Annotated in this window: 15 protein-coding genes; 14 read left to right on the plus strand and 1 reads right to left on the minus strand. The window is 66.3% G+C overall.

Translation table 11 applies throughout. The annotated features are described in order from the left end of the window. The first annotated feature begins 7 nt into the window (after positions 1-7). The 4 genes from ON22_RS06660 to ON22_RS06675 all read left to right on the plus strand — a co-directional run bounded on the left by ON22_RS06660 (position 8) and on the right by ON22_RS06675 (position 5,263). Positions 8-373 (plus strand): hypothetical protein, encoded by a 366-nt coding sequence (locus ON22_RS06660; RefSeq protein WP_033247384.1) that lies wholly within the window; start codon positions 8-10, stop codon positions 371-373. Positions 374-415: 42 nt separating this feature from the next. After that, positions 416-721: a hypothetical protein gene (locus ON22_RS06665; RefSeq protein WP_033247385.1), complete on the plus strand. Its 306-nt coding sequence runs from the start codon at positions 416-418 to the stop codon at positions 719-721. Positions 722-730: 9 nt separating this feature from the next. Beyond that, on the plus strand, positions 731-3,238 hold the full coding sequence (locus ON22_RS06670; protein WP_033247386.1) for a hypothetical protein: 2,508 nt from the start codon (positions 731-733) through the stop codon (positions 3,236-3,238). Between the two features lie 87 nt (positions 3,239-3,325). After that, the gene (locus ON22_RS06675; protein WP_033247387.1) at positions 3,326-5,263 is read left to right on the plus strand and encodes a type VII secretion target; all 1,938 of its coding nucleotides are present in this window, start codon (positions 3,326-3,328) and stop codon (positions 5,261-5,263) included. 252 nt (positions 5,264-5,515) lie between these two features. On the opposite strand, the gene ON22_RS06680 is transcribed toward ON22_RS06675, so the two are convergent. After that, positions 5,516-6,652, minus strand: coding sequence for a hypothetical protein (locus ON22_RS06680; protein WP_033247388.1), 1,137 nt, complete (start codon positions 6,650-6,652; stop codon positions 5,516-5,518). Between the two features lie 193 nt (positions 6,653-6,845). Between ON22_RS06680 and ON22_RS06685 the strand changes: the two genes are divergently transcribed. From ON22_RS06685 to ON22_RS06730, 10 genes are all read left to right on the plus strand, one after another. After that, a complete protein-coding gene (locus ON22_RS06685; RefSeq protein ID WP_033247389.1) occupies positions 6,846-7,811 on the plus strand; it encodes a C40 family peptidase in 966 nt (321 codons plus the stop codon). Between the two features lie 15 nt (positions 7,812-7,826). Then, positions 7,827-9,530 (plus strand): WXG100 family type VII secretion target, encoded by a 1,704-nt coding sequence (locus tag ON22_RS34430; RefSeq protein ID WP_156052461.1) that lies wholly within the window; start codon positions 7,827-7,829, stop codon positions 9,528-9,530. Between the two features lie 564 nt (positions 9,531-10,094). Then, positions 10,095-11,852 carry a type VII secretion AAA-ATPase EccA gene (gene eccA, locus ON22_RS06695; protein ID WP_033247390.1) on the plus strand — a complete coding sequence of 586 codons (1,758 nt, stop codon included), beginning with the start codon at positions 10,095-10,097 and terminating at the stop codon, positions 11,850-11,852. Positions 11,853-11,954: 102 nt separating this feature from the next. Next, complete coding sequence (eccB, locus tag ON22_RS06700) at positions 11,955-13,508, plus strand: type VII secretion protein EccB (protein WP_033247391.1); 1,554 nt, start codon at positions 11,955-11,957, stop codon at positions 13,506-13,508. Next, positions 13,505-17,515, plus strand: coding sequence for a type VII secretion protein EccCa (eccCa, locus tag ON22_RS06705; RefSeq protein ID WP_051157235.1), 4,011 nt, complete (start codon positions 13,505-13,507; stop codon positions 17,513-17,515). The genes eccB and eccCa overlap by 4 nt, the downstream gene beginning before the upstream one ends. 124 nt (positions 17,516-17,639) lie before the next feature. After that, positions 17,640-17,975, plus strand: coding sequence for a hypothetical protein (locus tag ON22_RS06710; protein WP_033247392.1), 336 nt, complete (start codon positions 17,640-17,642; stop codon positions 17,973-17,975). A 27-nt stretch (positions 17,976-18,002) separates the two neighbouring features. Continuing rightward, positions 18,003-19,427, plus strand: a complete 1,425-nt coding sequence (locus ON22_RS06715) for a PPE domain-containing protein (protein ID WP_033247393.1) — start codon at positions 18,003-18,005, stop codon at positions 19,425-19,427. Positions 19,428-19,467: 40 nt separating this feature from the next. Beyond that, positions 19,468-19,890 carry a hypothetical protein gene (locus ON22_RS06720; protein ID WP_043739899.1) on the plus strand — a complete coding sequence of 141 codons (423 nt, stop codon included), beginning with the start codon at positions 19,468-19,470 and terminating at the stop codon, positions 19,888-19,890. A gap of 64 nt (positions 19,891-19,954) precedes the next feature. Then, positions 19,955-20,257 carry a WXG100 family type VII secretion target gene (locus tag ON22_RS06725; protein WP_156052462.1) on the plus strand — a complete coding sequence of 101 codons (303 nt, stop codon included), beginning with the start codon at positions 19,955-19,957 and terminating at the stop codon, positions 20,255-20,257. A 13-nt stretch (positions 20,258-20,270) separates the two neighbouring features. Continuing rightward, positions 20,271-21,146, plus strand: a complete 876-nt coding sequence (locus ON22_RS06730; protein WP_231508788.1) for an ESX secretion-associated protein EspG — start codon at positions 20,271-20,273, stop codon at positions 21,144-21,146. Positions 21,147-21,148: the final 2 nt, after the last annotated feature.

A 21,148-nucleotide genomic window follows, 5' to 3' on the forward strand; every position in this document is an offset into this window, starting at 1 on the left:
GATTGCGATGGCCGACGACTACGATGACTACACCGCTGACGGTTTCGACGATACGGCGGACGCGAAACCTCCTGCCGCGCCCCAGATACACGAGGTGTTCAACCCCGACCACACCGTGGGCGTGGCCTGCGGCCGGGATGGCGAAGTGGTGGGTATGCACATCACCGACGACGCCAGGGAGAACGGTGATGCCTGGCTGAGCGCTGAAATACTGAAAGTTGCCGGGCTCGCGCACGCGAAATCACGGCTGGGGTTGCGCCGTGAGATGGAGGTCAACGGGGCGCGTTCCTACACCGTCGACTCGTTCGGGCTGCCCACCGAAGCTGCGTACCAAGCGCTGGAGAACGAAGCCTTCGGCCTGAGGCCCGCGTAATCCGTACCGGTGGGACCGGTACGGCCGAGAGAGGACACGACCATGGTGAAAATCCTTTCGCTGGACGATTTGACGGCGATCGTGGGTGATGCCGCAGGTGCGGTGTCGGTGATGACCGACTGTGTCGGCACGACCGTGGATTCCTGGTCGACGGAAACGAACTCCGAGTGCGCGATCGACCGGGAAATGCGCGGAACGCTGGAGGTGATTCGTGACCTCTTCGCCGCGGGGTTGACCGGAGTGCTCGAGCAGTCGGGGATCACTGTGCAGGCCACCGATCTCGGTAAGAACGTGTTGCGCAATTCCGATATCGACGGCAGCAATGTCGTGCAGTCCGCCGAGGCCTGACCGGCCACGATGGCACCGGAGCAATCGAGTCCGCACTGGGACCGGATCGTCGGGGACAACTGGCCGCAGATATCGCCGTCGGCCTGGCATGCTCTGGAGACCGCCGCACGGGAAGGCGCAGAAGCGCTGAACCTTTCCGATATCGAGCAGGCGCGGCGCGCCTTCGAGGAAACGGTTCAGCAGTCGGCGGGCCTGGAATACATCCGGATGGCGCTGGTTGCGCTGGAAAACAATCCGCGAGCGTTCGCGGCGGCGCTGACGGCCGCGGCCGACACCTTCGGCACCCTCGGCGATATCGTACGCCGCACCCGGAACCAGATCCTCGATGTGGTCGGCGACGCCGCGGACCGGATCGAAGCGGCCACCCGAGGTGACAACAACGACGACGGTGAAGTGGACGACGAAGCCGAGGCCGAGACGGACCGGCAAACCACCGAGGCCATTCTCACCGAAGCACGGGGCGACGTGGACGATATCGCCGCCGCGGCTCTGCGTTCGCTGGGGCCGCAGGGCCTGCCGCGATTGGACGATATCGCCGAGGCGCTGGGCCAACCCGGCCCGTGGCGTAGTGGCGCGGCGCCCGGCCAGGCGCCCCGGGCGCCGGGTGCCGGTGCTCCCGGCGACAACGGTCACCATTGGGCGCCGGGCACCGGTTTCGATCCCGGTACGTGGAAACCCGGTCACACCGGGCTGGTGCCGCCCGATGCCGGATTAGGCAGGGTGCTGATCGATTTCATCTGGGATCTGCTGACTCCGGATCCGGTCGCGCCGGATCTGCAGCTCCCGCCCCCGGGGGGCGAGGTAACAGCCGAACCAGATGTACCTACCGGAATTCCCGCGACGCCGCCCGGCCAAGGAGCCGATGGGCAAGATCAAGCCGTGGGAGGCGCGCCGCCGCCCGGGCCGCGGACAACGATGCCGGCTCCCGATTCCGACGGCAGTACGACCGGAGTACCGGCCGATGATGTGCCTGCCGCCGGCGGGAACGAAACAGGCGTAAGGACTACGGATTCGCCCGCCGAGAACGCGCCCGTAGGCGATCCGGAGGCGTCCGCGGTCGAGTCCGGAACTCGGGCAAATCTGGAGGATTCCGATATCTCGCGCGACGATGCGCGGACCGATGACCCAGTCGGCCGGACCATGAGCGTGGCGCCCGGCATGCTCGCGGCCGGGCTACCGATGGGATCAGTGGGCCCGGCGAGCACAGAACCGCCGGTGACCAGGAGCACCGCTGCGGGCGGCGGTTCGGGCTCGGCCGGTTCGGTAACAAGCTCTGCTACCGGTTCGGCCGTGGGGTCTGCCACGCAGACGTCGCGTGGTGCCGCGGGACCGATCGAGGCGCAAAGGGGCCCCGGTGCGACTGGGAAGACGATCAGCGCGGCGAATACGCCCGGCGTGGTGGCGCCCGGGGGGAGAGCTCCGGGATTGCTTCCGGACAGTGATCCGGGCGGGGACAAACGTCGCGGTGCGGGTGAAGTCGTCCAGGACGCGGTCGGTGCGGCCATGATTGCCTCGGCCGCACCGGCATTCGTGGTCGGGGAACGAGTCGACGGCGACCTGGTCCTGGCCCGCACCCTGCTCGGTGGTATCCGCGCCGCCGCCGACCCGTGGGTGGTGGGCGTGGACTGGGCGGTGGCCGTGCTGCGGCATCCGGGCGGTGTCAGCGCGTTCGTCACCTCGAACGAGGGGCGCGGATGGCTACCCGCGCGGTTGTATCTGCCGGCGGAGCTGTCGTTGCCGTGGCTGTGGACGGTGGCCGAGGAATCCGGTTGGGAAGGGATCGCGGATCCGGCACGCGTTCTGGTGGAGTTCGCGATGGCCTGGGGTGCGAAGTCGGGGTCCAAGTTGTCCGCGCTGGCGTCCTCCCAGCCGATCGATCCGGTACTCGGTGGCCAGCTCGTCACAGTCGCGCTGGCCGGGTCGGTGGGCCCATCGGACGCGATGGATCTGCGGAGTCCCACGGCCGGGATGCTGGATCGCCTGGGGCTCACCGCCAGTGCGCGCCTGCTCGATCGGGCGACTTCGGTCCCGGATCACGATGTGGCGCTGCGCTGTCTGGAGCTGGCAGTCGATGCGCATATCCGCGTTGAGCGGGCGGGTGTCCGGACGGTCGACGCGATGGGTGCTCCCGAGATCAGGCTCCGGATTCTGCGGGCCCTGCGGGACCGTCGTGAGTTCGCGGCCGGCTGGTGGGAGGAGATGCAGGACGCAGACGACCTGATCGCGGCGACCGCGCTCGGGCACCGCGCCGTCACCAGCAGGATCGCACTCGGCGAGTTGCGGCCCGCGGCGACAGATTTCGAGCCGGATTCGGAGTTGTCGGTGCTGCGTGCGCTGACTTTCCAGCGCCGGTGCAACGAACTGGTACTGCTGCTGGCCGAGGAACGGACGCGGCAGACCCTGCGCGACGCCGTCTACGCACATTCGCAGATCCTGACCCATCCGCATTTCGCGCGGCCTCCGGCGGCCGCGCCGGTGCCGCGGCGGAGCGCGGTTTCCACCGGCGGCGCCCGGTGACCCGAGACCGTCCGCCTTTCCCGCCGCTCCCCAACGCTGGGAAGGATCGACAATTGGTGGGTCGGTGGTGGAAAGGATTGATCGGGCATGCCGGAACGGCTGGATATCGACCCTGAGTTACTGCGCCGGCTGGCACTGCAACACGATCAGGTCGCGGCCGAGACACGGGAATGGGCGCAACCGCCCTCCGATTGGCTCGCCAATTTCGAACCGACGTACGGCAAGATTGCCAACCCGGTGAAAGAGGCGCTGGAACGTTACTACACCGCCCGGTTGCGGGCCGGTGAAGCCCTGGCCCGGGAACACGAGGAAACTGCTCGATCGCTCCGCGAATCCGCGGACACCTACGAACGGACCGATGCCGAGGGCGCGGCGGCGCTCGAAGATCCGGACGCGGACACCCGCCGGACGGACCCGATGTTCGGCAGCCCGGCTCCATCGGTGAACGGTCCGGCCGGAAATTCCACCGGAGGCCCCGTGCCGGTCGGTGCGGTCCCGCCGAACGGGTCCGGTGCGGTGCCCGGGGGTACCACTCCGCCCAGTGGGATCGACCAGCAAGGCGCCGGTACCCCGGCGGGTGCCGGCGCTGCGACGCCGGGCGCCACGTCCGCTCCCGGGGCTGTGCCTGCCGGAGAGAACACGGCTGCCACCGGCGCGACACCTGCTACTGCACCCGCCACCACCGCCGGTGCCGGGACGGGGACGGGCCCTGCCGGGGCCACCGGTACGGTGCTGCCGCCGGGTGCGATGGCCGGCGCCGGTATGCCGGCAGGCGTTGGCTCCGGTGGCGAGGATCGCGGCTCCACCGCGCCACCGTCCGGAGCGACAGCGGACGGGACCGGAGTTGTCCCGGTCGTCCCGACTCCGTTCAATTCGGCGGTATCGGCTGCTACCGACCGGGAGGCCGAGCCCAACTACATCGTGGGCGATGCTGTGCACGAGGATCTGGTATTGGCCCGGACCTTGCTCGGTGCGGTACTGGCGGCAACCGAGTCCCAGGTCGGAATGACGTGGGCGGTGGCGGTGCTGCGCGGTCCGGCCGGTGCCGGGATGTTCATCACCTCGAACGAGGGGCGTGGCTGGCTGCCGGCCGGGCTGTATCTGCCGCGTCAGGTCTCCACGCCGTGGTTGTGGGACGAACTGCTCGGTGCCGACGGCGACGAGGCCGCTCCCTGGGAAGGAGTCGCGGACCCCGCACGGGTACTGGTCGAATTCGGCCGGGCCTGGGGAGCGAAGGCCAATGCTTCCCTGTCCGCCCTGGTTTCGTCGGGCCCGATCGACCCCGGTCTGCGCGGCCGCCTGGGAGAGGTTGCCATGGAGGGGCTCGTCGGGTCCGCCGCCGATGTGAACTTGCGGGTGCTCACGCCCGATACCGCAGATCGGCTCGGGATCACCGGATCGACGCCGGCGCTGGAAATGGTGGCAGCCGTGACGGACTCGGATGTGCGTGCACGATGCGTCGGACTGGCGGTGGACGCCCACGCCCAGCTCGGTCGCGTTTCGATACCGGGTTACCGGGATGCCTTCGGCACCCGCGCACTGCGGGACCGAATTCTGGCCAAGGTCGAACGAGGCGAGGAGATTCCGGCATCCTGGTGGGACGAACTGCGCGACGCCGACGATCTGCTGGCGACAACCATGATCTCGCAGCGCCTGGATGTGGGCCGGGTGGACCTCGGCGCCATCCGGGTGGACGACGAGGTCGCCATGTTGCGTGCGCTGGTCTGGGAACGGCGCTGTAATGAGCTGGTGGCCTTACTGAACCAGGAGCCGGATCGTCAGGTGCTCCGTGACGCCGTATACGCGCACGGCCAGATTCTGGAGCATCCCGCATTCGTGACGCTCCCGGCCACCGTGGCGGCCGGTACAGACACTGTGGTGGACCGCCCTGCCGGTGCCGTCGGCTCCTCGGTCACCGCTCCCGGCGGTGCGGCGGTGACTGCTCCGGATGCCGGCTCCGGCCCGCCGCCGGGTGCCGTTGCGCCGCCTGTTGCGCCGCCGCCGGAAACCCGGCAGTCCTACTGAGTCCGCCCTGCCACCACCGCGTGGTGGCAGGGCGACCAGCGCGGACCGTTGTTCTCTTCGGGCGGTGCCGGATTCGGCAACACTTCGAGCGGGTCAGTGGCGCCGTTCGGCCGCCGGCTGCCCAGTGGCCGGCCACTCGGCGTCTGCGGCGTCCGCCCCTGCGGCTGCACACCGCGCCATGAGCCCGAGGGATCCGGTCGATAGCATCCGGTATCGCCGATCGCCCGCCCGCGTGGGCACTGCCGAGGCGGGTCAGACCTGTTTGCTGGGAGGTGTCGGGCCGTAGGGGATATCGGTCTGCGGTGTCCCCGGGGTGTTCCCGTTCGGTGGTGCGGTCTCGCCGGGAGTGGGCGATGCGCCCTGTGGAGCAGTGGGATCGATGGGGGTGGGCCCGCCAGGGGAGGGGGCCGGTTCGCTGGGCGGGCCCTCGCCCTCCTCCTCTTCGTCCTTGTCCTTCTGTCCCAGGAGTTCGGGCAGCATAGGCATCAAGGCCATGGGCAGCATGGCCAGCATCGGCAGCATCGAACCGATACCACCCATGGCGTTACCCATGGCTGCCCCGGCCTGACCGGCCGCGCCGGTTCCACCGGGTCCGCCGGCACCCGAACTACCGCCTGCCGCGTCGATATTCGTATCCTGCGCGGCACTTACCTTGTCGTGGACGGCCGTTACCGCTGCCGCGATATGGTCGAAGATGGCCGCTTGCTGGGCGGCATTGAGCTTCTTTCCGCGGACCGATCGCAATGCCGCGTTGAGATCGGCCTCGATATGCTGGATGGCGAACAGAGTTTGCGCCTGCTCGGCCGCAACCCGCTGTGAGGTGCCGCCTACCTGGGCGTCCATATCGACCATGGAATCCTGGCGGGCGCTCGCGGACATCACCTGCTGTTGATACTGTTCGACGCCTCTGCCGGATCCCGGCAGGTTCGCCGCCTGTACCTTGTCCGGCGTTTTCCCGCTCGCTGGTGGTGGCGGCGGATCGGTTCGGCCGAAGCCGAGGATGTCCACCGACTTCTGCATCGCCTGCTCCGCGCTATCGATGAAGGCGTTGACATCCGGTTCGTCGGGGAGCCGTACCAGAGAGATCTGATAGAACGGTTTCGAGCCCCCGGGCGCCGAGATGGCTTGCAAGCCGCCGGATGTGCCCGCGGCCGTGCCGGAACCGGAGGCGGGCTGCGCCGTCGCCGCAGTGGGCGTCCCGGTGGTTTCGCTCGTGGTCTGGGACTTGGCGGCCAGTACTCGGTTGCCGTCCAGGGCGGTTGCGGATCCGGTCTCCGCCGGACCGGACGTGGTCGAGAGCCGCTGCCCCGTGGGCCCGGTATCACCGGGCCTGGTTCCCGGGGTGGTATCGGGGGTTTCGAGGTCCGCGTCCGTCGTTGCTGTATCCATCCGCTGTCGTCGCCCTCCCGTGCTGTCTGCTTCATTGTCTTGTCTTCCTGAGGATGGGAATAGGACCACCGTCGTTCACGCGGGTGTTGTCGCATAGTCGAAACAAATAAGAGGGCTGTATTGCCGAAAAGTTGCCCGGGGGTGCCGGGGCAGGGAGGTGAGGCGGTGCGATGGGCGAGGGTGAGCTGATCGAATGCCCGCACTGACCGACGATGTGCACGGTGTGCTGCAGGAGTTGCTCGGGTTGTACGGCGCGGGGCAGCCCGCCGACCGTGTCTCGGCTGCGTTGGCGCAGAGTGCGGCCACCGATCTGAGTCGGCTCTCGGGTATCGGCGCCCAGGGGTACGGAGACAAACTGGGCGTACACCGAACCGTGCTGGAGACACAACACGGGCGAGACGGAATCGTGGGCAAGACGGTCACCGAGTCGGGAACCGGCACGCTGAACGGTCGCGGAATCCTGACGACCCAGATCTCCGATCTGCAGGCGCGTATCCAGGCCATCACCGCCGTCGGCGATACCAGATTCAGTGGTCCGGCGCTGCTCGATTCGGCCCAGCAGACCATCGTCAACGCGACCAGGCAGGTGAACGCCGATATCGACGCGGCACGTAGACAGGCAGCGCAGATCATGCCGCCGGTGGCGCTGGCCGGCCGCGCGTCCACCGCGTCGCAGGCTCCCCGCAAGAGGCGGCGCCGGCGGCGACCCCGGATGGTGTCGAGCCGGCAGACCGAGACACAGCCGGTGCGCCGGCGAACCCGCCGGAACTGGGACAAGACGAAGGGCGGCCGGGCGGCGCAGGCCGCGGACGGCGCCCTCGGCCTGCCCTACATCTGGGGTGGCGGCGGCGCGGGCGGGCCCAGCGGCGGCGGCTTCGACTGTTCCGGGTTGACCCAGTACGCCATAGCGCAGGCCACCGACGGTGAAGTGGTGCTACCGCGGACCACCTATGAACAGATCTACGCTGGTGAACGTATCGATCCACGTGATGTGCGGGCAGGTGATCTGGTGTTTCCGGCCGGATCGTTCAGCGCTCGCGGGCCCGAACATGTGCAGTTGGCTGCCGGTAATGGAATGGTGATCGAAGCGCCGTATTCGGGCGCCACGGTGACCTACTCGAGCATGCCCCCTGATGCCGTGGTGATCCGGGTCGTCTGAGCAGGATTCTCGAACTTGGCCATCGAGCTACCCCATGAAGTCGTGGTGTTCCTGAACTTCATCGGTGTGCCGTATCCGGATATCGATGAAGACCAGGTCCGCGAGCTGGCCGGGCATGTGCGCACATTCGCGGACGAGGTGTCGGGGACGCACGAATCGGCCACGGGCACGATCTCCGAGATGGGCGCGGTCTATCAGGGACAGTCGTATCGCGCGCTGGTGGCGTCCTGGGCGCAGCTGAGTTCCACGCATATGGAGCGGCTCGACGAGTTGTGCAAGATCGTCGCCGACGCCCTGGAGATCGCCGCCGATGTGATCACCGCGGTGAAAGTGGCGGTACTGGCCGAGCTCGCGCTGCTCGCGTCCGCCTATACGGCGGCGATGGCCGCCACCGTGGTCACCTCCGGAACCTCGGCCGCGCTGGGCCAGAGCTTGGCGCTGGCGGCTCGGCGGTTGGTCGATGCCATGCAGGACATGCTCGTCGCGTACATCGTGGCGGAGGTTCTGGGCAAGGCAATCGAACCGCTGGAAGCGGCGGTTTCGGACATGATCCGGGGCGCGGTGTACGAAGCGAGTGCCGATATGCTGGGAGTGGATCCCGGCGGTAGCGACGTGGTGCTCATCGACCCGGACGAACTCCGGCGCTACGCCCAGGTTCTCGATGATCACGCCGACGACATCATGAATCATGCGGCGAAGTTCGGTGAGAATGTCGCGGCGCTCGATTTCAGTACGCCGGTCGGGCCCCCGGGAGTTACTACTCCACCCGCCACCAACAGCGGCGGGCCGGGTACGAGTGGGCCGCGTTCGACGGCCGCGCCGGGTGGGGCGCCGGTCGCCGATAGGCCGGACGGCAATCCGGCTCAGCGGAACTGGATACCCGGTTCTGCCGGTGGCACACCCCTTCCGGGAGAAGCTGTCACCCCGGACCCGGAGGAGTCCCGGCCGGGGGCGAGACCGCCGGAGGCAACGGGGGCGGCGGCGCCCGGTGGAGCATCGGCGCCGGGCAACGGACCGCCCCCGGCGACCGCTCCGTCCGATACCGGGTCGCCCATCGATGCCGCGCCGGCCGCGGCAGATGCGCCACGCCCGGATGCCGCCGGGGTTCTCGGCGAAGCGGATCCGGCGCGGCAGTCGGATCCGGCGCGGCAGTCCGATACGGCGTCGGCCGAGCATGCTCGGCCGGCAACCGATAGCGCTCCGGTCGGCCGTTCGACGGCGGGTGTGGGAGAGGCTGCCGGATCCGGTTCCCAGGCTGTGCCGGGTGCCCAGACCGCAACATCGTCGGGAGCGCCCGCCCCGAATGCTCAGTCACGGGATCAGCAGACTCCGTGGAAGCGGCCGGTCGCGCCGGCCACCGGGGCGGCGAATCGCAGTGCGGGCCCCGCGTCGGGGGCGAAATCGCCCCTTGCCGCCGTCGCAGCGAGTCGGCCGGGTGGACTGCGTAAGGGGAGTCCCTGGGCTCGACCGGCCGTCGAACCGGTGCCTGCATCGACACCGTGGTCGAAGCCGGGCGAAACTGCGGCGCAACCGGTTGCACAGCCTCCTGCGGTGGTGGCGGCAGAGGAGACCGCGCCACCTACGGCTGTGCTGTCCGAATCGCAGACGAAGCCCGCAGGCACGGAGAGCGGCACCGGTGAGCCGGAACGAGCAGAAACCGCACAGGCCGCAGTGGTTTCGGCGCCCTCAGCGCGGGACGAAGGTCCACCGCGGGGCTGATATTCGAGTGCGGCGGCCAGTGGCTCGCTGTTCCACCGGCCGCCGCGGGTAGGTCATCAGGGATGAGGGAACTGATGACCTGACAGCGACTATATACTTCTATATCGTGCCGTTCAATAACGGCGCTATAACCATTGTAGTGAAAGATGAATTCGCCAGGTCGATGGGAAGCGCGCAGAGGCGGGATATGTTCCTCGTAGCACCGAAGCGAAGCCTGTATATGACATCAAAAGCGCTGTTCTCGGACTATTCGGCGATGCCTCGGTCCCTGGATCGGGGGGGCGCCGGTTGTCTGTGGCCGAGGTGAGACGCAGATGCGCTGGCTATCTCGCCGCCGTACCTTGTGCCGCTAAGTAATGGGAAATGGTGCGGCGGACCGAGTGCGTAGGGGTGGGTGGCTAGCTGCCCGGATCTCTCGTCGACGAAATATCGGGCACCTGCCGTAATCCGCCCACGCCACCCCCCTTCTGTACTTCCCAGTGGGGGGAAATGGTCGAGGAGTGGTGTGGGTCCGTTGTGGCATACCCTGCCATCAGACGAGGGTCGGCGGAAGGGAAGTCCGAGTTGTCAGCGGCCGAAGACGCGTTCTACACGGGCGTGCAGAGTTTGGGACTGGTCGCCGGTGGGGTGCGCAACGAGGAACATGCGCGCGCCGCGTTCACGGCGGCCACTGATCTCGATCCGGATATGTGCGATGCCTGGCTGGGCCGGGCGATGGCGGGTGAGATCACCCAGGAAGTCATTTACGGCGCCTACCGCTCCTCCCACAATCTGTACCGCGACCAGCAGCGTGCCGGGTTGGCCGACCGGGCGCTGTGGTGTCAGGTGGAAATCGGGGTCTTCGGCCTCCGGGTGGCCATGGCCGACCGCGACCAGATAGCCATATCGCAGGCCTGTGCTTACGCCGACGGGGGCGAATGGCAAGAGGCGGTATCCATCCTGGACGAACTCCGGGGTGACGATGTCGCCGATTTCGCCCGGATTTCGCTGTTCTATCGCACCGGCCGCTGGCCCGATGTGCTCACCGCACGCTCCGAGAAGCCGGTGCTCGAGGACGGGTTGCTCGATATCGCCGCCGAACTGATGGCCGCCAGTGCCCTCGCGCATCTCGGCCGGTTCGGGGAGGCGCTGCCCCGGGCCCAGCGGATCGTGGAGGACAGTCAATCCGGCAACCTCTCCTACATCTGGGCCGATGCGCACTACCTGCTGGGCATGATCCAGCGGCACAGCGGTGAACACGACCTGGCCGACAAACTGCTCAAGGGGTTGCAGGGTTCCGGTCTGTGGCCGAACCGGCCGGAGTGGCAGCTCGCCGTGCGCGACAAGAACTTCCGGCTCGAGGTGACCACCCCCGCGGTGATCGCGTCCCGCACCGATATCTGGAACCCCAAATCCGGCGACGATCCCGCCGAGGTGGCGGCGAGCGCGGCCAAGGCCGAACGCGACGAACTGTTGGCCGAAGCATCGAAACTGCTGCAGTCGCAGATCGGCATGGATTCGGTCAAGGAGCAGGTCGACCGGCTCAAATCCGGGGTGCTGATGGATCAGGTCCGTGCCAAACGCGGGCTGGCCGTGGATTCGCGGTCCAACCATCTGATCTTCTCCGGCCCGCCCGGAACCGGTAAGACCACCATCGCCCGGGTGATCGCGAAGATCTTCGCCGGGCTCGGTGTGGTCGAGAACGCCGAGGTCATCGAGGCCTCGCGCAACGATATGGTCGGCACTCACCTCGGGCATACCGCGCCCAAGACCAACGCGCTGATCGATTCGGCGCTCGGTGGGGTGCTGTTCATCGACGAGGCCTACACCCTGATCCAGGAAGGCCTCTCCGGCGGTGACGCCTTCGGCAAGGAGGCCGTCGATACGTTGCTGGCGCGGATGGAGAACGACCGCGACAAACTGGTCGTGATCATCGCCGGTTACGAGGCGGAGATCGATCGGTTCCTGCAATCGAACGAGGGTCTGTCCTCGCGCTTCACCAAACGGATCCGCTTCCCGAGCTACGATCCGAGCGAACTGGTGCAGATCGCCGATCATATCGCGGGCAAAAAGGATTCCATCCTGTCCGACCAGGCGCGTGAGGTCCTGCGTGACCGGTGCACCGAGATGTCGGAGCAGAGTCGTAACGGTCGACGGCTGATCGACCTGGCAGGTAACGGCCGGTTCGTGCGCAATGTGGTGGAGGCGGCCGAGGCCGAGCGCGATTTCCGGTTCACCCGGGAAAATGTCGATATTGCGGCGCTCACCGACGAGGAATTGATGACCGTCGACGCCTTCGATATCACCGCGGCACTGCAGGGGTTGGCTCCGGCCGGCAAATAACGCCCCCCGTTCGCCTCGAATGGCATTCCCAGCGTTGGGGACTACCCCGCGCCGGCGTGCGCGTTAGGTTGTGGCCGAGGTCGGCGGAAGGAACGTATACCGGTGGCACGCTTCCGGGTGGTGACCAAACACCAGGTTTCGGGTTGGCGGTTTCTGCTACATCGGATCGAGCACGCCCTGGTGCGCCGGGACGCTTCGATGATCGACGACCCCTCCCGGGGCCGGTCCACAGCGCTTGCCGTCGGGGTCGTGCTGGCCTGTGTGGGGATCGCCGGAGCGGCCGTCCTCGCTTTTTTCAAACCCGCGAAACCGGTGGCCAACTCACCCATCATCGCGGAGAAGGACAGCGGTGCGCTGTATGTGAAACTCGGCGAGCGACTGCATCCCGCACTCAACCTGACTTCGGCGCGGTTGATCGTCGGGCAGGCCACCAATCCTGTCGAAGTCTCGCGCAGCGAGCTGGAAAAATATCCGCGCGGTGCCTGGGTGGGGATACCGGGCGCTCCGGGACAGATCAACGACGCAGGGGAAAAGGATTCGGAGTGGACGGTGTGTGACACCGCCCGCACCGGAGCGGCGGCACCGGTGGATCCGAAGACGGGACTGCCCATCCTGTCCCGCTCCGCGGTACTCACCACGGCGATAGCGGGGCCGCTGACCGTGGACGACGACGCGATTCATGAAATGCGTGCACCGCAGGCCCGGCTGCTGCGTGGCGAGGACGCGACCTGGCTCGTCTACCACGATTCGGAGCAAGGCATAGTGCGCGCCGAGATCAATATGGCCGAATCTCCGGTGCTGCTGGCCCTCGGAATCGACTCGACGGCCACGGTGGCTGCCGCCTCACCCGGCCTGCTCGGCGCCATTCCCGAAGTGCCACCGATACGCGTACCCGATGTACCGGATGCCGGTGCGCCGGTGACGTTGAAACCCGCACTGGACGCGGTGGTCGGTTCCATCGTCACCGCGTCGACTCCGAACCAGCCGGCCGACTACTACCTGGTCTCGAACTCCGGGCTGGTACGGGTGAGCCCGGTACTGGCGGCCATCGTGCGGAATGCGAATTCGCACGGCGTGGTGGCCACGGGAAGTATCAGCCCCGATGTGGCCGCGGCGAATCTGCGGCCGGGGGATTGGCCGGGCACGGCCACCTATCCCGCGCAACCCGTCGAGATCCTGGATCCCATCCGCGACCTGATCACCTGCTATCACTGGTCTCGCACCGGAACGGACCCGAACGCACACACCAGGCTGTTGTTCGGCCGCGAGCTCCCGCTCACGAAACAGGAGCGGGGCCGGACCGTGCAGCTGGTCACGGCGCCGTGGTCCGGCGGCGCGACCGCCGACTATGCCTACCTGCCCCGGGACACCGGAAAGTTCGTCCAGGTCACCGGCGCCGAACCCGGTTCGCCCCTGCGTGAGTCACTGTTCTGGATCACCGACAGCGGCGTCCGGCACGGGATCGATGCGAAAGTGGAAGGCGGTGCCCGTGATCCGTCGCTGTCCGCACTGGGCCTGCAGGAACCGGTACCCGCACCGTGGCACATCGTATCGCTGTTCGCGGTGGGGCCGACGCTTTCGACAGCCGACGCGATGATCCAGCACGACGGTATTCCGACGAATATGACAGGCGTGCAGATGCAGGGCAAGAAATGACCGCGACTCGCCGCTTCGTGCGGCCGGCCCGCATGGTGCGGGGTCCCAAAGCCCCGGCCGTCACCGAATTGCGTTTGCAGCCACCGACCGAATTGCCCCGGCCGGTGCCGATGTCGCGGATCAAGATGATCATGCCGGTGATCATGGTGCTGGCCATGGTCGGGATGATGGCGATGATGTTCTCCGGCGGACGCACCATGTCCCCGATGATGATGATGTTCCCGATGATGATGATCGTGTCGATGTTCGGCATGTTGGGCGGGACGCTGGGCGGCAGCGGAGGAGCGAACAGTACAGCAGCCGGGCTGAACGAGGAACGCAAGGATTATCTGCGCTCGATCACCGATAACCGCAAAACCGTTCACGAGGCCGAAACCGAGCTGTACGAGTACCTTTCCTACACCCATCCCGGCCCGATGGGACTGAACCGGCTGGTCGGGGGCAACCGGATGTGGGAGGTACAGGTCGCCAATCCCCAGTTCCTGCGTGTCCGGATGGGGCGGGGCCGGATCGCGAATCAGGTCCGGGTGATCGTGCCGGAAGCCGCCCCGACTTCAGATCTCGATCCGGTCGGTGTCGTCGAACTGACCCGGTTCGCCAAAGCGTATTCGACAGTCGGCGGAATGCCGGTGGCGATCAACTTGTTGTCGGCGCCACTGGTCGGCCTGGACGGCGATCCCGCCGCGGTCGCCGGGCTGGCCAGGGCCATGATCGCCGAGATCACGGTCCTGCACGGGCCCGACCAGGTCGCGGTGGCCGCGGTACTCAACGATCCGGACAGCCCGGAATGGTCGTGGCTGAAATGGCTGCCGCATACCCAGCATCCGTCCGAGACCGATGCCATCGGGTCGAGCCGGATGGTGTACCGCACGGTGGCCGAGCTGCGGACGAAAGTCCTGGCCGGGCTCAACCGGGGTCCGTTCTCCGCGAACAACGAGCCCACGATGGACAAATCGCATTTCGTGTTGATCGTCGAATCCGGGGGAGCCAACACCGACCGGGATATCTCCGGTATCGACGGCTGCACCTGGTTGCGCTTGGGTGAGTCCGAGCAGTCACTGCCGCGGTCGCTGAGGTTCGGCATCGGTGATGATTACACGCTCGAGGAGATCACGACGCGTGGTGCACGACTCGTCGGCACCGCCGACAGCATGTCGGTACCGCACGTGACGGCGGTCGCCCGGCGCCTTTCTCCCTACCGTTTGTCCACGGTAGTCGAGGCGGTGGCCGCGGAGCAGGCCAGCGGAAGTACGTCCTGGGAAGATCTGGTCGGCATCACCGATCCGGGAAACATCCGGGTGGACAGGCAGTGGCCGTCCCGCCGCGACGCCGACCGCAATCGTCTCAACATTCCGTTCGGTTACGACCCCACCGGTCAGCCGGTGTTCCTGGATATCAAGGAATCCGCCGAGGAAGGTATGGGCCCGCACGGGATGTGCATCGGCGCGACCGGGTCGGGGAAGTCGGAGTTTCTGCGCACGCTGGTGCTCTCCGCGGTCGCACAGCATTCCCCCGATGTGCTGAACCTTCTTCTGGTCGACTTCAAGGGTGGTGCGACCTTCCTGGGGTTCGACCGGCTCTCTCATGTGACCGCAGTGGTCACGAACATGGAGGAAGAGGCCGATCTCGTCACCCGTATGGAGGACGTGATCAATGGCGAGATGGCGCGCCGGCAGCGCATCCTGCGTGATGCGGGGAATTTCGCCAGCGTCGCAGACTACGAGAAAGCCCGGGAGCAGGGCGCGCAGTTCGAGCCGCTGCCGACATTGCTCATCATCCTGGACGAGTTCGCCGAACTGCTGGAACAGCATCCGAGCTTTTCCAAACTGTTCGTAGCCATCGGTCGACTCGGCCGCTCACTGCGGATCCATTTGCTGCTGTCCTCGCAGAAGGTTCCGGCGAACCGCATGGGTGAGCTCGAGGCGCACCTGTCCTATCGGATCGCATTGCGCACCAACCAGACCAGCGACTCCCGCGACGCCATCGGTACGGCCGATGCCTACCATCTGCCGAAGAAACCGGGGTCGGGGTATCTGCGAGTCGGCGCCGGTGATCTCCAGCGCTTCCAGGCCGCGTACGTGGGTGCGCCGTACAGCGCCCCTGCCCAGGCCACCGCGTCGAGTGCGCAGCGGGCCCGCCGCCCCGGGGGTGGGTACAAGCCGCCGCAGCGGTTCACCGCCGCTCGTATCGTCGAGTCGCGTGCAGTGCAGGTGGTCGAGCCGGTAGCGGCGCCCGAACCGGAGGACAACGACAGCGAACCCGTCACCGTGATGGAAACGGTGCTGCAGCAGTTCGCACGGCACGGGCGCCCGGCGCACAAGATGTGGCTTCCGCCGCTCGGCGTGCCGCCGACGCTGGACCGGTTGTCCCAAGCGGTCGAACCAGGCACACTCCGGTTGCCGTGGGCGATCATCGACAAGCCGCGCCAGCAGCGGCAGGACGTCTGGTCGGTGGACCTTTCCGGAGCAGGGGGTCATGCCGCCGTCGTGGGTGGACCGCAATCGGGTAAATCCACCGCGTTGCAGACATTGATTCTCTCGGCGGCCCTCACCCACACTCCCGAACAGGTGCAGTTCTACTGTTTCGATTTCTCCGGCGGTCTCTCGGCCTTGCGTACGCTGCCGCATGTGGGGGCGGTGGCCTCGGCGCGCGATGTGGACCGTATCCGCCGTACATTTGCCTTGCTCCGCAATCTGCTCGCCTCCCGGCAGTCCCTGTTCGACCATCTCGGGATCGACTCCATGCGAGAATTCCGTCGGCGCCGAGCCACGCCGGAAGGTACCGCTGAACTGTCCTCCTACGGCGACGACTACGGCGATGTATTCGTGGTCGTGGACGGCTGGGATATCGGTTTCACAGTCAACGGGCCGTACTACGACGAGTACATGCCGATCATGGAAACGATTGCGCTACAGGGCCTGAACTACGGCATACACCTGGTGGCCGGTAGTTCCCGGTGGGCGGCCATCCGCCCGGCGGTCAAGGACCTCATCCAGACCCGGTTGGAAATGCGGCTCGGTGACCTCACCGATACGGTATTCAGCGCCCATCGTGCCGTCGTCGCTTCGGTTCCGCCGAACCGGCCGGGCCGGTGTATCTCGGCCGAGGGTCTGCATATGATCACGGCTCTGCCGCGTACCGACGGCAACGGCGATGCCGACACTGCCGCTGCCGGGCTCGGCGCGACGATCACCCAGGTGAGTCAGACGTTCACCGGACGACGCGCACCCGAGGTGCGACTGCTCCCGAGCCAGGTGACCATGCCCGAAATCCTGGCTCGGATTCCACCTCCGGCGAATCTGGCCGAACGACTACGAGTGCCGTTCGGAATCCGCGAATCCGACCTGGGCCCTGCCGTAGTGGATTTCGGAGTATCCACCCATTTCATGGTCCTCGGATCCTCGGGAAGTGGGAAGTCGACCGTGCTCGGGGCGTTGCTGGAGTCCATCCGGAATCGTTTCACTCCGGATCAGGCGCGGGTGCTGCTGATCGACTACCGTCGGCGGCATATGGACGCGGTGCCCGAAGAACAGTCGATCGGGTATCTGACCAGCAACCGCGATCTGGTACAGGATCTGCCGTTCGTTGCGCAGAAACTGCGTGCTCGGCGGCCCCCGGAAGGGGTTACCTCCCAGCAGTTGAAGGAGCGCTCCTGGTGGACCGGACCGGAGATCTTCGTGGTGGTCGACGATTACCATATGGTCGTTCAGCGTGGGCAGGTGAATCCGCTCGACGCACTGAAGGAACTCATCGTCGACGGCCGCGATACCGGCTTTCACCTGATCGCCGCGCGCAGTATCGCCCAGGCCGACTCGGCCATGTACGACAGCGTGCTCGGACAGGTGAAGAACCTGAACTCCTCGGGTTTGATCATGGACGGGACCAGGATGGACGGAATGCTCATCGGTGATGTGAAACCCACCAAACAGCCAGTGGGCCGCGGCATTCTGGTGGAGCCGCTCTCGTCGACCAAAGACCTGGTCCAGTCGGCTTGGGCCCCTGAATAACGACCGCGCCCGGCGGACCGCTCAGTGGGACTCTCCAGTGCTGGGAATGGCCTAGCGTTCTCTCTGTACTGTTCTGTTACCGCAACCCGGTGACAGGCGTGGAGATTGATCGATCGGAGCCTCGATGATCCCTATCCAAATCACTCCTGATCTGCTGCCGGCAATCAGCGCGGGATTCGCTGCCCAGGAAGCCAATCTGGTCGGTACGATTCAGACCACGGCGTCGGAGTTGGGGCCGGAACCCACCGGACCTCATATGCCGGGCTTGCTCATGTCGGTCGGCTTCGGTGTCTTCGGGGCAGTATTGACCAGTCTTCTGGGCGCCGGCAGCGCCGAAAAGCTCGACGGTGTCGCCAGAATTGTTCCGGCCGCCGGTGCCTTCAAGGCGACGGATACTGCCGGGGGTGTGTCGGTCGCCGCGGTCGGTGATTCTGTAGCGCCTTCTGTATTCGGAAACTGATCGAGCTCGTCGCGGAGTGAGGGTGCTATGCCATTCTTCGAGTACTTCGCGCTGGAACCGATCCAGAATCGGGAGCTGATCGACAGTGGGCCCGGTGCGGCTCCCATGTACGACGCTGCACGTGCCTACTCGACGGTGGACTACGCACTCGAATCGGCAGCGGCCGGTACCGAAGGTCTGCTGAAAGATCTGGCGGAGGCATGGCCCGGTGGATTGAGTTCCCAGCGTGCGCAGTCGGCATTCGCCGAACACAATCAGTGGGTGCGTGACCAAGCTCGGATCTCGGCGCAGGTCGCCGCTCTGGCCGCTCGTGGGGTGAGTTTGCACAACGCGGCACTCACGGCGATGCCGCCCAAGTTCGAGATCGAGTTGGTGATGGCGGCGCTGGCGGCAACAGCCGCGGTGATGGCCGTCAGCGGACCTATTGCCACCGCCGGTGCCGGACCGGTATCCGCGGCGGCAGCACTGGTTTTCGCTCCGGCGAGTGCGGCTCACGCGCTGTTGGAGGCGAAGTATGAAGAGCTGAGGATCCGTGCCGCCGGTGCCATGATGGGCTACGAGATCGGAGCTGTGGGACTGCTCGTGGATCTGGCCGCGACGGCGGGTTCGCTCACGCCGCCGCCGCCGATCGCGATGCCGGGGCCGGGGCCGGGGCCGGCGCCGCCCGGTCCGCAGGTGACCGACCTGTTGAACAACTTGATCGACAAAGGGCCCGATAGTCCGTATATCCCCACCGACTCCGGTCCCGGCCCGGGGCCGGGACCGGGTAGTCCCGAATCCCCCGGTGGTGGACCGGAATCGGCCGGTGGTGGATCGGAATCCGGTGGTGACGCCGGGAATTCCGGCCCTGGCGGCGAAGGGCCGGATTCGGGGCCCTCGGGATTGGACCAGCAACCGCTGACCGACCCGCAACAACCACCGGCGCCCCAGTCCGGTTATGGTTCCGGCCTCGACGGTTACGGGACGGACTCTTCGACATCCACTCCGCTACTCGGTGTTTCCGCGGAGTCGACCACTCTGGCCGCTCTCAACGGTGGCGCCGGAGCGCTGACCGGATACGGACTGGTCCGGGGTGGGGTCGGTGCTATGCCGGGCGCGGCAACGGGTTTCCGGTTGCCCACAGGTTGGACTCCCGGGTCGGGTGCCGCTTTCGGTGCACCCAGTGCCGCGTCGGCCCCGTCCGCCGTGCCCGCGCGCAATGCCGCGAAGCGGGTATCGGCGCCGACCACGCAGATGCGGCGACGGCGGGACGAGGACGAGAGAAGCGGGAAGGTTTTCACCCCGGGGGAGCAATACGAGGTTCCGGAACTGGAACGGCCACCGGCGATCGGAGTGATCGAGTACCAGGACGAAGAACCGGATATCGACCCGACCGCGGACTCCTCACTCGTGGGAGTACTGGATCGGTTGGACGAAGTATCCGAACCGGAGAATGGATTCAGCGCCCGGTGAATCGGCCGGGGTTCACTGGAGTATCGGAAGGAATAGCATCATGGCTGGTAGCGGTAATTTCACTCGGGCCGACGAAACAACTCTTATGGATTTCGCCAATGGGATGAACGGGCCGTTGCAGACGCTCGAGCGTAATCTCGGGGAACTCGGCGGTTCGCAGAACCTCCTCCAAGAGGCATTCAAGGGGCAGGCCGGTGGTGCGGTTTTCAATGCTTTCGGCAATGTCCTGGACACGGGCAAGCAGCTTGCTTCATACATCGAGCAGATCTTGAACATGATTCAAACTTCGGCCGGGGAGTTCGCCCACGAGGATGCGGCGGCCTTGCGGACGATGCTCAGCGGTATGGAAGACGGTGGGCTTACGGACGGGGGCGTCGCTACGGGGGGTGCCAGCGGCACATGGACCGACGGAACGTTCGAACAGAACTGGGATCCGACGAAGGTGAAGGGGGACTGGAACTGATCGCTGATCACCGACCTGTCGTCGGCGTCCGTACACACTCCCAAGAGAGAAGGGTTTATTTCCGATGAGCCAGCCTATTTATACCGACAGAAACACCATTATGGAGGCTTTGGGCAAGGTGAAGACCGTTGTCACCGATATGGAGTCGAACATCGCGACTCTGAATCAAAAGGCGGCCGACCTCCTGGCGTACGATTTCCAGGGTGCCGGCGCCGGCGGTTACGAGAGCGTCGCGAACGAGTTGGACCGGCGTCTCAAGGCCTACGATCAGAGCATCAAGAATCTCGACAAGTCGACAGAAGGTGCTGCTGATCTGATCGGTAACGCGGATCAAACGGTCGCCAGGATGTTCCGGAATCTTCTGTGAGGCGTGTGGTGGATTGACCGACTATACGCCGGTCGGAATCGCCGTGGCGGAGGAATCCGGCGACCCTGTGTCGGTGGATCTGAATGTCGATGCCGCCCTTGTCCTCAAGGACATGGTCGGCATCGACATCTACCCTCAGGTACTTGCGATCAGGCCGAATATCTTCCGGATCTCCGACCGCGACCGAGTCCGGGCCGCCGTCGTGGAACAGCTCACCGCGGACGGGATCATCTCCGGTGGCGAGGTGGATCCGGTGGTGGCCGGGTGGTTGCGGTGCCTGGAACGTCCCGATACCGAGCTGGCTGTGCGAGTAGTCGATAACGGCCGCGGTGGTCATGCCGCGACGATGCTGCGTCTATCGCTTGTTCGTAGCGGAGAACGGCACGTCCTTGCCGTACGTTGCGACGACGAGGTCGTTATCCAGTCGGTGTTCCATAAGGGCTCGCAGCTCGATACGCTGACGGCAGTATTGGAATCGGTACTCGGTGAGTATCCGGTACTCGATTTCGACACTTTCACGTCGGCCGAAACCGAACCGGACGAGGCGCCCCAGGATCTGGACGGCGTGCGGGCCGGGCTCCGCGAATTGGGTGCCACACCGCGCACCGCGAATGCACTCATCCGCGCCTTCGGCGAGGTTGTCCGCCATGCCGAGGTACTCATGATCGAACATCGAGACGGCGGGGCCGAAACACCCGACTTCACAATCTGTATGAATGTGTTGGACACGTTCTCCGGACGGTTCGTGATCACCCCCAGCGTGACGTTGGACGGTCGGAAGCGGAAGACGTTCCGGCCGGGTGACCGTGCGGCCCTGCACAGTGGTATCAACACTCTGGCGGAGCTCCTGCCGGGGAGCAGTTGGTTCCATACCGCGCGCACCGGTTGACG

Origin of the sequence: Nocardia carnea NBRC 14403, from assembly GCF_000308515.1 — a bacterium.
GTDB classification, from domain to species: domain Bacteria; phylum Actinomycetota; class Actinomycetes; order Mycobacteriales; family Mycobacteriaceae; genus Nocardia; species Nocardia carnea.